The 12491-nt window shown below is 61.3% G+C and carries 11 protein-coding genes; 4 read left to right on the forward strand and 7 right to left on the reverse strand.

Annotated elements, in window-relative coordinates:
* Positions 1 to 500: 500 nt before the first annotated feature.
* Positions 501 to 1469, reverse strand: a complete 969-nt coding sequence (locus KGB20_RS26340; RefSeq protein ID WP_150814291.1) for a LysR family transcriptional regulator — start codon at positions 1467 to 1469, stop codon at positions 501 to 503.
* A gap of 331 nt (positions 1470 to 1800) precedes the next feature.
* Between KGB20_RS26340 and KGB20_RS26345 the strand changes: the two genes are divergently transcribed.
* The 4 genes from KGB20_RS26345 to KGB20_RS26360 all read left to right on the forward strand — a co-directional run bounded on the left by KGB20_RS26345 (position 1801) and on the right by KGB20_RS26360 (position 6709).
* Positions 1801 to 3300 (forward strand): efflux transporter outer membrane subunit, encoded by a 1500-nt coding sequence (locus KGB20_RS26345; protein ID WP_154860493.1) that lies wholly within the window; start codon positions 1801 to 1803, stop codon positions 3298 to 3300.
* Positions 3301 to 3438: 138 nt separating this feature from the next.
* On the forward strand, positions 3439 to 5631 hold the full coding sequence (locus KGB20_RS26350; RefSeq protein WP_154860492.1) for an FUSC family protein: 2193 nt from the start codon (positions 3439 to 3441) through the stop codon (positions 5629 to 5631).
* Positions 5621 to 5821 (forward strand): DUF1656 domain-containing protein, encoded by a 201-nt coding sequence (locus tag KGB20_RS26355; RefSeq protein ID WP_154860491.1) that lies wholly within the window; start codon positions 5621 to 5623, stop codon positions 5819 to 5821. Before KGB20_RS26350 ends, KGB20_RS26355 begins: the two co-directional genes overlap by 11 nt.
* Before the next feature lie 24 nt (positions 5822 to 5845).
* On the forward strand, positions 5846 to 6709 hold the full coding sequence (locus tag KGB20_RS26360) for an HlyD family secretion protein (protein ID WP_057395860.1): 864 nt from the start codon (positions 5846 to 5848) through the stop codon (positions 6707 to 6709).
* A gap of 127 nt (positions 6710 to 6836) precedes the next feature.
* On the opposite strand, the gene KGB20_RS26365 is transcribed toward KGB20_RS26360, so the two are convergent.
* The 6 genes from KGB20_RS26365 to KGB20_RS26390 form a co-directional block, all read right to left on the reverse strand.
* A complete protein-coding gene (locus tag KGB20_RS26365) occupies positions 6837 to 7226 on the reverse strand; it encodes a DUF4440 domain-containing protein (RefSeq protein ID WP_154860490.1) in 390 nt (129 codons plus the stop codon).
* Positions 7227 to 7365: 139 nt separating this feature from the next.
* A complete protein-coding gene (locus KGB20_RS26370; RefSeq protein WP_154860489.1) occupies positions 7366 to 8190 on the reverse strand; it encodes an SDR family oxidoreductase in 825 nt (274 codons plus the stop codon).
* Positions 8191 to 8224: 34 nt separating this feature from the next.
* Positions 8225 to 8689: a hypothetical protein gene (locus KGB20_RS26375; RefSeq protein WP_057713377.1), complete on the reverse strand. Its 465-nt coding sequence runs from the start codon at positions 8687 to 8689 to the stop codon at positions 8225 to 8227.
* Positions 8690 to 8978: 289 nt separating this feature from the next.
* A complete protein-coding gene (locus tag KGB20_RS26380) occupies positions 8979 to 10430 on the reverse strand; it encodes a mannose-1-phosphate guanylyltransferase/mannose-6-phosphate isomerase (RefSeq protein WP_057713378.1) in 1452 nt (483 codons plus the stop codon).
* A 214-nt stretch (positions 10431 to 10644) separates the two neighbouring features.
* Entirely contained in the window at positions 10645 to 11301 is a 657-nt protein-coding gene (locus tag KGB20_RS26385; RefSeq protein ID WP_057713379.1) for an alginate O-acetyltransferase AlgF, read from the reverse strand.
* 14 nt (positions 11302 to 11315) lie between these two features.
* Positions 11316 to 12491 carry an alginate O-acetyltransferase gene (locus KGB20_RS26390; RefSeq protein WP_057713380.1) on the reverse strand — a complete coding sequence of 392 codons (1176 nt, stop codon included), beginning with the start codon at positions 12489 to 12491 and terminating at the stop codon, positions 11316 to 11318.

Consider the following 12491-nt stretch of genomic DNA (forward strand, 5'->3'; position numbering starts at 1 on the left):
TACGGCGACTCACTTTTTTAACAAGCGCCTCAAAAAAAGTAAGCAAAAAAAGCGCTCGCCCCGAACGTCCGGCCCCTCGCTGGGGCTCGGCGTTCCTTCGCTCCGGCATTCATCCGGGGGCATTGCCCTCCGGTCGGCTTCGCTTCGACCTACATGCAATGAGTTCGACTGCGTCGAACGGCGCTGCGCGCCAATCCCCGGATGAAAGCCTCCACTCAGCCTCCCGAGGGGGCGGGCAGATCAAAAGCAGCCGAGGCGGCCTACCGGCCGGCCTGATTTTCCTGACCGTGCATAATTCAAAATGTGGGAGCGGGCTTGCTCGCGAAGGCGGCCTGACAGCCGGCCAATTTCTGGCAGATTGATGCAAATCCAACTGTGGGAGCGAGCCTGCTCGCGAAAGCGGTGTATCTGCTCACAGAGATTTGAATGTGAGTACGCCATCGTGAACAGGCTCGCTCCCACAAGGGATCAATCTGATATGAGCCGGGCTCGGGCATCCATCAATTCGCCACCCGAACCCCACCCAGACTCCCGCTCAATTCATACGCCGCCAATTCCGCCTGATGCGCCGCCAGCAATTCCGGCAACGATCCACGCAAATACTCGACCCAGGTCTTGATCTTCGCATCCAGGTACTGGCGCGACGGGTAGATCGCATACAGGTTCAGTTCCTGGGAGCGGTAGTTGGGCATCACGCGCACCAGTGTGCCGTTGCGCAGGCCTTCTATCGCGGCGTACAGCGGCAGCACCCCAACGCCCATGCCGCTGATGATCGCGGTTTTCATCGCGTCGGCGGAGTTCACCAGGAAGGGTGAGCTGTTGATGGTGACCATTTCCTGGCCATCAGGGCCGTCGAAGGCCCATTTCTCCAGCGGAATCACCGGGCTGACCAGGCGCAGGCAGGCGTGGTTGAGCAGGTCGCTGGGTTTTTGTGCGCAGCCGTTGGCTTTGACGTAGGCCGGCGAGGCGCAAACGATGCTGTAGGTGATGCCCAGGCGCTGGGAGACGAAACCCGAGTCTGGCAGTTCGCTGGCGAGGACGATGGACACGTCGTAACCCTCGTCGAGCAGGTCCGGCACGCGGTTGGCCATGGTCAGGTCGAAGGTCACGTCCGGGTGGGTCTTGCGGTAGCGGGCGATGGCGTCGATCACGAAGTGCTGGCCGATGCCGGTCATGGTGTGCACTTTCAGTTGCCCGGCCGGGCGTGCGTGGGCGTCGCTGGCCTCGGCTTCGGCTTCTTCGACGTAGGCCAGGATCTGTTCGCAGCGCAACAGGTAGCGCTTGCCGGCTTCGGTCAGGGCGATGCGGCGGGTCGTTCGGTTGAGCAGGCGGGTTTGCAGGTGGGCTTCCAGGTTGGAGACCGCGCGCGAGACGTTGGCCGTGGTGGTGTCCAGTTGCACGGCGGCGGCGGTGAAGCTGCCGGCTTCGGCCACGTAACTGAAGGCGCGCATGTTTTGCAAAGTGTCCATGGGGGGCTCTCGGGTGCGATGGCAAATTGTGACACGAAGTTTCAGAGTCTGAGACCCCAGACTTAAGGATTATCTCGTTAACGGTAACAAAGATTCACAGGAATCCCAGCTTATCGCCATTCAGGCCGCTCCATAGAATTGCGCAACTTGGGGAACCGGGGCTCGACCCACCGCATAACCTGTGGGAGCGGGCTTGCTCGCGAAGACGGTCTGACATTCACCATCAATGTCGACTGATGTACCGCTTTCGCGAGCAAGCCCGCTCCCACAAAAGCGGAACTCCAGTTTCCAGAAAATCTCGTACCTCCCCCTATTTCAGGAAATCGCAGCAGTGCCGCGTCGCATCAGCAGAGCGCTTCAGCCGCTCAGTGTTTTGGCTTTAACCCTGGCAATCAGCGGCTGCATCGGAACCGGAGGTATTGCCCCACAGGGCAAGGCGCTGGAAGCCAACTCACTGGCTACCGACGAAGCGATCCAGAGCGCCGCGCAGGATGCCCACTGGCCCACCGCACAATGGTGGCAAGCCTACGGCGACCCGCAACTGAATCGCTGGATCGACCTCGCCCTGCAAGGCAGCCCGAGCCTGGCCATGGCCGCCGCCCGGGTGCGTCAGGCCAGGTCCATGGCCGGCGTGGCCGAAGCGGCCGAATCGCTGCAGATCAATGGCGAGTCCACCCTCAAGCGTCACAACTGGCCTACCGACCAGTTCTATGGCCCCGGTGAGCTGGCCAACAGCACCACCTGGGACAATAACGCCGCGCTGGGTTTCAGTTATGCCCTCGACCTCTGGGGCCGCGAAAGCAATGCCACCGAGCGCGCCGTGGACATGGCGCACATGAGCGTTGCCGAAGCGCGTCAGGCCCAGCTCGAATTGCAGGACAACATCGTACGGGTCTACATCGAGTTGTCGTTGCATTACGCCCAGCGGGACATCGTTGAAGCGACCTTGAAGCAGCAACAGCAGATTCTCGAACTGGCGCAAAAGCGTCTGGACGGTGGCATCGGCACCCATTTCGAAGTCAGCCAAGCTGAAACACCGTTGCCGGAAACCCATCGTCAGATCGACGCCCTCGACGAAGAAATCGCCTTGAGCCGCAACCAACTCGCCGCCCTCGCCGGCAAGGGCCCGGGGGAGGGCGCGCAGTTGCAGCGGCCAACGCTGTCACTGGGTGCGCCATTGAAGCTGCCGTCGTCGCTGCCGGCACAATTGCTCGGTCAACGCCCGGACGTGGTCGCCAGCCGCTGGCAAGTGGCGGCGCAGGCGCGGGGTATCGATGTCGCCCATGCCGGTTTCTACCCGAACGTCGATCTGGTCGGCAGCCTTGGCTACATGGCCACCGGCGGTGGGGCAATGGAGTTCTTGACCGGCAAGAAACTCAACTACAGCGTGGGGCCGGCGATTTCGTTGCCGATCTTCGATGGCGGGCGCTTGCGCTCGGAGTTGGGCGAAGCCTCGGCGGGTTATGACATCGCCGTGGCCAAGTACAACCAGACCCTGGTCAATGCCCTGAAAAACATCTCCGACCAGTTGATCCGCCGCGAGTCCATGGACAAACAGCAGGCGTTCGCCGCCGAGTCGGTGGCCACTGCGCAGAAGACCTACGACATCGCGATGATCGCCTACCAGCGTGGCCTGACCGACTACCTCAACGTGCTCAATGCCCAGACCTTGTTGTTCAAGCAGCAGCAAGTGCAGCAGCAGGTTCAGGCGGCGCGCCTCAGTGCCCATGCCGAACTGGTGACGGCGTTGGGCGGTGGTCTCGGTGCCGGTATTGACGTGCCGAACGCCGAACAGACTCAAGTGCCGAAAACCCCGAGCCTTTTGCGTTGAACACGAACCCTGTGGGAGCGGGCTTGCTCGCGAAAGCGGTTTGTCAGGCGGAAAAATGCTGACTGACACTCCCTCTTCGCGAGCAAGCCCGCTCCCACAGGTCCTGAGTCTGACCTTATTTTTATTGAGCAGGATTTCATGACTCCCTTGCCCGCACCCTTGCGCTGGCTGTACTCCCTGGAATGGCGCCGGGGTTTCTTCGACTGGGCACGCAGCGACGGCGTGACTTGGGTCTACATTTTCAAGGTACTGTTCGCGGCATTCCTGACGTTATGGCTGGCCATGCGCCTGGAGCTGCCGCAACCGCGTACGGCGATGATCACGGTGTTCATCGTCATGCAGCCGCAAAGCGGCCAGGTGTTCGCCAAGAGCTTCTATCGTTTTCTCGGCACCCTGGCCGGTTCGGCGGTGATGGTCGCGCTGATCGCCCTGTTTGCGCAGAACACTGAGTTGTTCCTCGGTTCGCTGGCGATCTGGGTCGGTATCTGCACGGCAGGCGCCGCCCGCTGCCGCAACTTCCGCGCCTACGGTTTCGTCCTCGCCGGATACACCGCGGCGATGGTCGGCTTGCCCGCGCTGGCCCACCCGGATGGCGCGTTCATGGCGGCGGTCTGGCGGGTATTGGAAATCTCGTTGGGCATTCTCTGTTCGACCCTGATCAGTGCCGCCATCCTGCCGCAATCGGCTAGCGCGGCGATGCGCAATGCCTTGTATCAGCGTTTTGGTGTGTTCGCCCTGTTCGTCACCGACGGCTTGCGCGGTCGCAGCCGGCGGGAGGCGTTCGAGGCCGGTAACGTGCGTTTCATCGCCGAAGCCGTGGGCCTGGAAGGCTTGCGCAGTGTCACGGTGTTCGAAGACCCGCACATGCGTCGGCGCAATGGCCGGCTCAGTCGCCTGAACAGCGAGTTCATGGGGATCACCACGCGCTTCAATGCCTTGCACCAGTTGCTTGAACGCTTGCGCAGCAGCGCGGCGGACACCGTGGTGGCGGCCATCAAGCCGGGTCTGCAGGACCTCGCCGAGTTGCTCGACGGCTTCAGCGGACGTGCCCTGACCAGCGCCGATGCGGCACGCCTGGTCGCGGTGCTGAGCGCCTACAAGGAAGGTTTGCCGGCGCGAGTGCGCTGTCTGCGGGCAACGTTCCAGCAGCACAATCCGAGCGATGCCGAGCAACTGGATTTCCACACCGCGTACGAGTTGCTTTATCGCTTCGTCGACGACTTGCACGGTTATGCACAGACCCACGCCTCCCTGGCCGATCACAGTCACGAACGGGAGCGCTGGGACGAGCCGTTCACCCCGCAAACCAACTGGATGGCAGCGGCAGCATCGGGAATTCGCGCAGCGTTCATTCTGGCGGTATTGGGCAGCTATTGGGTGGCAACCGCCTGGCCGAGCGGGGCGACCATGACCCTGATTGCCGCCGCGACGGTGGGCCTGTCCGCCGCCACCCCGAACCCGAAACGCATGGCCTTTCAGATGGCGTGCGGGACATTGCTCGGGGCGCTGATCGGCTTCGTCGAGATGTTTTTCATTTTCCCGTGGATCGACGGATTTCCGTTGCTGTGCGTGATGCTCGCGCCGGTGATCGTACTGGGCTCGTTCCTGACTTCGCGGCCGCAATACGTCGGCGTCGGCCTGGGTTTGCTGATCTTCTTCAGCACCGGTTCGGTGCCGGACAACCTCACGGTCTACAACCCCTACACCTTCATCAACGACTACATCGCCATGGTGCTGGGCATGCTGGTGTGTGCAGCGGCCGGGGCGATCATTCTGCCGCCCAACAGCCGCTGGCTGTGGCGTCGGCTGGAGCAGGATTTACGCGGCCAGGTGGTGTACGCCATCAGCGGCAAACTCAAGGGATTGGCATCGAGTTTCGAAAGCCGCACCCGCGATCTGGTGCATCAGGCCTACGGCTTCGCGGCGGGCCAACCGCAAGTGCAGCGGGACTTGCTGCGCTGGATGTTCGTAGTGCTGGAAGTCGGCCACGCGATCATCGAGTTGCGCAAGGAACAGGCAATTTTGCCGGTGCATCCGGCCTATGCCGAATCCCAGCCGTGGCGCCAGGCGATCCGGGTGATGGGGCGTGCGCTGGTGCGGCTGTTCCTGCAACCGAACAGCAGCAATCTCGAACGCGCGCTGATTGCCGTCGATCACGCGATCAGCCGTGTGCAGTCCACCGACGAACCCTTCGCCCCGCACTTCGATACCTCGGCGTTGCGCCGGGTGAAGAGCTACCTGCACTTCATCCGCACCTCTCTGCTCGATCCGCAATCACCGCTCGCCACCTTCGCAAGCAGCCAGCCCCAAGGACTTGAACATGCCTCGTGAAATCGCCTTCCACGGCGTGTACATGCCGACCATGACCCTGATGTTTTTCTTCACCGCGGCGCTTTCCTGGGCGCTGGACCGGTTCCTGTCCGGGTTCGACCTGTACCGTTTTTTCTGGCATCCGGCGTTGCTGCGCCTGAGCCTGTTTACCTGTCTGTTCGGCGCGTTGGCGCTGACTGTCTACCGTTGACTCTCTATCACTGAGAATGCCCCGATGAAAAAGTTTTTCAGCCTGCTCGCGACCTTGCTGGTGCTGGCTCTCGCGCTGTGGATCGGCCGCTCCTTGTGGGAGCACTACATGAACACGCCATGGACCCGCGACGGCCGCGTGCGCGCCGATATCATCAACGTCGCCGCCGACGTCACCGGCGAAGTGGTGGACGTGCCGGTGCGCGACAACCAGTTGGTGAAGAAGGGCGATTTGCTGATGCAGATCGACCCCGAGCACTACCGTCTCGCAGTGAAACAGGCACAGAGTCTGGTGGCATCGCGCAAGGCGACCTGGGAGATGCGCAAGGTCAACGCCCATCGTCGCGCCGATATGGACAACCTGGTGATCTCCCGGGAAAACCGTGACGACGCCAGTAACCTCGCCGACTCGGCCCTGGCCGATTACCAGCAGGCCCAGGCGCAACTGGAAGCCGCCGAGCTCAACCTGAAACGCACTGAAGTGCGCGCGGCGGTGGACGGCTACGTGACCAACCTCAACGTGCATCGCGGCGACTACGCGCGCATCGGCGAGGCGAAAATGGCCGTGGTCGACATGAACTCGTTCTGGGTCTACGGCTTCTTCGAAGAAACCAAGCTGCCCCACGTGCGCGTGGGTGATAAAGCCGACATGCAACTGATGAGCGGTGAAGTACTCAAGGGCCACGTGGAAAGCATCTCGCGTGGCATCTACGACCGCGACAACCCGGAGAGCCGAGAGCTGATTGCCGATGTGAACCCTACGTTTAACTGGGTGCGTTTGGCGCAGCGGGTGCCGGTGCGGATTCACATCGATGAAGTGCCGGAGGGTGTGCTGTTGGCGGCGGGGATTACGTGTACGGTGGTGGTGAAACAAGGCGATGGTGCTTAACCCATTCCCCTGTAGGAGCGAGCCTGCTCGCGATGAACCAGAGCGCGCCGCGTGTATTCAGAATGCACGCGTTATCGTTGACGTCCATCGCGAGCAGGCTCGCTCCTACAGTTGATCGTCGTCGTGTTCAGCAGAAGGTCTCTTGCAGATGCCGCCAAAGAATTCTGCCTTCCACCTTCTCGAACACCACGGTCGAGCGACGATCCGAGTGCAGTCCGGTCGCATCGGTCTGCTGTTCACGGTAACTCACGGTCGCGCCACCGTCATGCAACGCAATACCGCGCAACTCACTGAGCTCGATGCGGAACCCGAGCTTCTTGCCGCCCGCCAATGTGAACAATTCGTTCAGCGCGTCAAAATCCAGCACCCGGCCGAGCGGCGAGACCATGGAGAACTGCGGCGAAAAACGTGTCAGCAGTTTTTCGAGTTCGCACGCGTCACGTTCTTCGGCCAGCCATTGTTCGATGGCCACGTGGGCCTGGATCACTTCTTCGAAGTATTCGGTGTAGTCGGTCATTGTGCAGTTACCTGACGTTTTGTAGGGACTGTGCGGGCCTCTTCGCGAGCAAGCCCGCTCCCACAATTAATTGTGTTTCTTCAGGAACAACTCGGTCAAATGTGGGAGCGGGCTTGCTCGCGAAGGTGTCGACGCGGTCTCAGAGCTGCCCACGCAGCCCGAACCGCTTCATCAGCCCGGACTCGAGCCAACCCTTGGGCAACAAACCCGCCAGCAGCGGCAACGCGCGGCTGCCATTGCCCAGGCGAATCAGTCGCGGTGGCTTGTCCTGCTGCACAGCCTTGAGCAAACCGACGGCAAATTCACTGGCCGGGGTCGGGTTGTCCTGAGAGGCTTTGGCCCGGGCGCGTATGCCTTCGCGCAGCGGAAACCATGGCGACTGTTCGCTGATCAGTTGCTCTGCTTCGTGCCCGGCATTCCTGGCGAAACTGGAAGCGATGGCTCCCGGCTGGACTTCCATGACCCGCACACCGAACGGCGCCAGTTCCATGCGCAAGGCATCGCTCAAGGCATGCACGGCGGCTTTCGAGGCACAGTAGGCCCCGGCGAATGGCGTGACCAACACACCCGAAACGCTGCCGATATTCACAACCAATCCTTTGGTCCGGCGCAGCACGGGAAACATCGCGCGAGTGACGCCGACGATGGCGAACACATTGGTTTCGAACTGGCGCTGCATGGCTGGTACGCCACCATCGAGCAGCGGTCCCATGGCGCCATAACCTGCGTTGTTGATCAGCACGTCGAGACCACCGCGCTCCTGGTTGATGCGCTCGCTCAACTGCTCAAGGGCAACACCGTCGTTTACGTCCAGTTGCACAGCGGTAAATCCGGCAGCGTTCAGCATGGCAACATCTTCGGTCTTGCGCGCACTGGCCCAGACTTCATAGCCGGCGACTTTGAATGCGTCGGCAAGGGCGCGGCCAATGCCGCTGGAGCAACCGGTAATCAACGCAACGGGCATGGCGCATTCCTTGTGCAAAAGAGAGGGGGAGGGATCAGTCGGAAAAACTACCCTGCAATCGCTCGGCGCGAAACTCCAGGGTTTCCGGACGGTAGCCAGGGCGCAGTGGCGGCAGCGGCAAACAGTCTTCCCAGTTGCCACCGGCCTGCAATTCACCAGGGCCACGATAGCGCGGGGCGGTGTATTGATTGTCGGCCAGGTTCACCGTATCGCCCGGTGCATAAGCCGCGACCCGCCAGCGCAACTCAGTGAGCGGCACGTCATTGCCGTTGTTCAGGGTTAATTGCAATGGGCGGTCGGCGGGACACTGCTGCGGTGCGTAACTGATGCGCAACTCCAGGCGTTGCAGTTGCTTGAGTTCGTGGTGGTCCATCCAGATGACCCAGGTGGCGACGATGCCCAGCCCCACGGCGGCGGCCACGGATACGGGCAAGGCCTTGGCCGGATAGCGCAGCAACAGGATCAGCCAGGTGATGACCAGCAGGACGCCGATGAACATGACGTGAAATCTCGGGAATAGAGAGGGTCATCCTACCTAAGCGCAGGTGGGGTTGGCGATGGGCGATTCGGTGGTGTGCCGACTGGCCCCATCGCGAGCAAGCTCGCTCCCACAGTGTACCGAGCCGAGCACAAAATATGTGATCAACCCAACACCCTGTGGGAGCGAGCTTGCTCACGAAGAGGCCAGTCGAGGCACTGCAAAAAGCCAGACAAAAAAAGCCCCCGCCCAGCCTGCTGCGGATAGGGAACGCAGCAGGCTGGACGGGGGCTTCTTGTTTTACTGAACGTTACTGCGCGATGGTTTTCACCGACACGCCACGCTCGACCGGCGTCGAGCGCCCGTAGATATCTTCAAACCGCTCGATATCGTCTTCGCCCAGGTAGCTGCCCGATTGAACTTCGATGATCTCCAACGGAATCTTGCCCGGGTTGCGCAAACGGTGAACCGAAGCGATCGGAATGTAGGTCGACTGGTTCTCGGTCAGCAGGAACACGTTCTCGTCACAGGTCACCTCGGCGGTGCCGCTGACCACGATCCAGTGCTCGGCGCGGTGGTGGTGCATCTGCAGCGACAGGCAAGCCCCCGGTTTGACCGAGATGTGCTTGACCTGGAAGCGGCCGCCCATGTCCACCGAGTCGTAGGAGCCCCACGGACGGTAGACCTCGCAGTGGTTCTGGGTTTCGCTGCGGCCCTGTTCGTTGAGGGTGTTGACCATCTGCTTCACGCCTTGGACCTTGTCCTTGTGGGCGATCATCATGGCGTCCTTGGTTTCGACCACGACGATGTTTTCCAGGCCGATCACCGACACCAGCTTGCCGTTGCCGTGGATCATGCAGTTTTTGCTGTCCTGGATCACCACGTCGCCTTTGGTGACGTTGCCGTTAGCGTCTTTTGCATTGACTTCCCACAGCGACGACCAGCAGCCGACATCGCTCCAGCCCGCGGTCAGCGGCACGACGCAGGCGCGTTGGGTTTTTTCCATCACCGAGTAGTCGATGGAATTGTCCGGGCAGCACGCGAAGGTGGCTTCGTCGAAGGTGATGGTGTCGGCATCCTGGTGGCTGCGCTCCAGGGTCAGCACGCAGGTGTCGTAGATGTCCGGATCGTGCTTCTTCAGTTCTTCAAGGAAGCGGCTGGCGCGGAACAGGAACATGCCGCTGTTCCAGAAGTAACCGCCGGACTGGACGAACTCGGTGGCGCGCTTCACGTCGGGCTTTTCGACGAAGTGCGAGACGCGGCTGACGCCTTCAGGCAGCAGCGAGTCGTTGGTCGACTTGATGTAGCCATAACCGGTTTCCGGCTTGGTGGCCGGCACGCCGAACAGCACCATTTCACCGTTTTCGGCGGCGACGGTGGCCAGGGCCAGGGCGCGTTGCAGGGCTTTCTGGTCTTCCAGCACGTGGTCCGCCGGCAGCACCAGCATCAGCTCGTCGCGACCTTCGTTGACCAGCATCAACGCGGTCAGGGCCACGGCCGGCGCGGTGTTGCGACCGAACGGTTCCATCAGGATGCGCTGGGTTTCCAGCTTACGCGCGGCCAACTGCTCGTTGACGATAAAGCGGTGGTCCTTGTTGCAGACCACGATTGGCGAATCCATGCCTTCGAACACCAGGCGTTCCAGGGTTTGCTGGAACAGGGTGTGTTCGCCGGTCAGGGCCAGGAACTGCTTGGGGAATTGCTTACGGGAAAGCGGCCAAAGACGTGAGCCACTACCACCTGACAAGATCACCGGAATCATGTTTTTACTCCTTGAAAATCGATTGGTTAGAGCTACTGCGTTCTGTCGTTTCACTCTTGTTTTTGTTCCGCGTCCGGATTGACTACTCGATCTACTGTGGGAGCGGGCTTGCTCGCGAAAGCGGTGGGTCAGTCAACATCATCGTTGAATGTGAATCCGTATTCGCGAGCAAGCCCGCTCCCACAAGGGGATTGGGGTCAATCCGGCAAATTCATTAGCGCGTCGACACCGGGCGTTTCACCCAGACCGGCGACAGGCTGCTGCCGCTGCCAGTGACGTACAGCACTGCGGCTTCACCGCGTTCCAGGGCGACCGGTTTCACGTCGCCGACTTTGGTGGTGCCGTCGTACAAGGCCAGGCTGACCTTGACCGGGTTGATTTCACGCTCGCCGCGACCCTTGGGCGCAACGTTCGGGACCACGTCGGTCTTACCGTCGGCGGTCTTCAGGGTCAGCGCCTTGTCGCTGAGGTTTTGCACGCGTACCAGGGACTTCTGTTTGTTCTTGAACGGCGGCTCTTCGATCAGTTGCGGGGCGCCGCTGGCGTTGTTGACCAGGGTGTAATAGTGGTCGCCGGCCAGTTTCACCGGCAGGGTCTGGCTGCCAACCTTGGCGCTGTAGTCGCCGCCCGGCATGAAGCTGAAGTCAGTGCTGGACAGTGGCGCGACGTCGCTCAGGTTGGTGCTGCCGACGGTGGCGCTGACTTCGGCGTTGCCGGCGTTGTAGATACGCACGAAGGTCGAGCCTTTCGGTGCGGTCGGGCCGTACAGGGCGGCGTCGCCTGCGGCGAAAGCCTGTACCGACAGCACGCTGAGGCCGGCAACCAGGGCAAAGCTTTTAGCGAGACGACGAGGAGTTGTAGTGAAAGTCATGGTGTACCTCTCTTTCAGTTTTGCGCCCGGTCGGGCGTCTCGGATTTAGTGTTTGCAGCTACGTTTTGTTGGCGGGCGCCGGCTTGTTTAAGCTCTGCGACCCACTGCGGGTCGGCGTCGCCGATTTCGTTGTTCACGGGCAGATATCGTTCAGGGAACTCCCAGATCAGCACCTGTGGCGGGCTGTTCTTGAAGGCGTCGCTCTTGAGGTAGCTGAGCATCGGCAGAATCGGACCGTGGCCGTCTTCGGCGTAATTGACCACGTCGCTGTTCAGCGCTTGCTTGAGCGCCCCGACGAAGTTCCAGTTGGGGTTGGCGCTGTAGCTGGTGCCGATCAGGGCCACCGGCACTTCGGTGTTGGCGAACAGCGCGTCGTCACCGGCGGATTGATCTTCAGCCACGACCGTATTGCGCTTCTGCAATTGCTCCTGTTTAGGCATCAGGTTTTCGAACAGCGGGTCCAGTGGCAGGAACAGACGCAGGTCGCCCTTGTGCGTAATGGTTTCGGCAGGTTCAGTGACGAAACGCTGGGGCTCGCCGCTCAGCGGATACTTGTCGGCAATGGTCCTGGCCAGACGGTTGGCGGCGATCTCGGCACCTTGCGGTGTCCAGTGGGTGTCGGTGCGCAGGAACACTTGCTGGCCATTCTGCTTGGCCTGTTGCAGCGGGCCGAGCAGGTCAGGGGCCGGAATACGGTCGGCGGCCAGGCGCTGGTGGAAGTCCTTGTAGAGGTTGGCGTGGATGCTCGCCGGTTTCACTTCACCGAGGTGTTCCGGGTACAGGCGCACCTTGGCCGGCACCACCGCCATCACCAGTTGCACGCCTTTTTCCTTCAAGGTCTGGCGTACGCCTTCGACCAGCGCGTAGTTGCCTTGCAGGTTCAGCTCTTCGTTGACTACCGGGTGGAATTCTTCATCGCTGTACAACCACTGGTCGCGACCGAGCACCACGCCCGGACGACCTTCGTTGAACAGTTTGAAATCCAGCGCGGCCCAGAGGTTGGTGCCCAGGCGTTTGATCGGGAACTCGTCGTCGTAGTGCGTTTCCACGGCTTTGCTCCAGCGGCCGTTGAGCACAGTCGCATCGGCGTTGGTGCTGAAGCCGAAGAAGCTGCGCACCGACCACAGACCGAGCACCAGCAAGGTCACCAGGAACAGCGCGATGTAGAAGATGCGTAATGAGCGGGTCAT

Origin of the sequence: Pseudomonas sp. BF-R-30, assembly GCF_019956175.1 — a bacterium.
GTDB classification, from domain to species: Bacteria; Pseudomonadota; Gammaproteobacteria; order Pseudomonadales; family Pseudomonadaceae; genus Aquipseudomonas; species Aquipseudomonas jessenii.

Bases quoted from the DNA above. Each gene is read 5' to 3' on its own strand.
- KGB20_RS26340 (WP_150814291.1), bottom strand. From the start codon at position 1,469: ATGGACACTTTGCAAAACATGCGCGCCTTCAGTTACGTGGCCGAAGCC.
- KGB20_RS26370 (WP_154860489.1), bottom strand. From the start codon at position 8,190: ATGCCCGTTGCGTTGATTACCGGTTGCTCCAGCGGCATTGGCCGCGCC.
- KGB20_RS26355 (WP_154860491.1), top strand. From the start codon at position 5,621: ATGCCTCGTGAAATCGCCTTCCACGGCGTGTACATGCCGACCATGACC.
- KGB20_RS26385 (WP_057713379.1), bottom strand. From the start codon at position 11,301: ATGACTTTCACTACAACTCCTCGTCGTCTCGCTAAAAGCTTTGCCCTG.
- KGB20_RS26380 (WP_057713378.1), bottom strand. From the start codon at position 10,430: ATGATTCCGGTGATCTTGTCAGGTGGTAGTGGCTCACGTCTTTGGCCG.
- KGB20_RS26360 (WP_057395860.1), top strand. From the start codon at position 5,846: ATGAAAAAGTTTTTCAGCCTGCTCGCGACCTTGCTGGTGCTGGCTCTC.
- KGB20_RS26350 (WP_154860492.1), top strand. From the start codon at position 3,439: ATGACTCCCTTGCCCGCACCCTTGCGCTGGCTGTACTCCCTGGAATGG.
- KGB20_RS26375 (WP_057713377.1), bottom strand. From the start codon at position 8,689: ATGTTCATCGGCGTCCTGCTGGTCATCACCTGGCTGATCCTGTTGCTG.
- KGB20_RS26365 (WP_154860490.1), bottom strand. From the start codon at position 7,226: ATGACCGACTACACCGAATACTTCGAAGAAGTGATCCAGGCCCACGTG.
- KGB20_RS26390 (WP_057713380.1), bottom strand. From the start codon at position 12,491: ATGACCCGCTCATTACGCATCTTCTACATCGCGCTGTTCCTGGTGACC.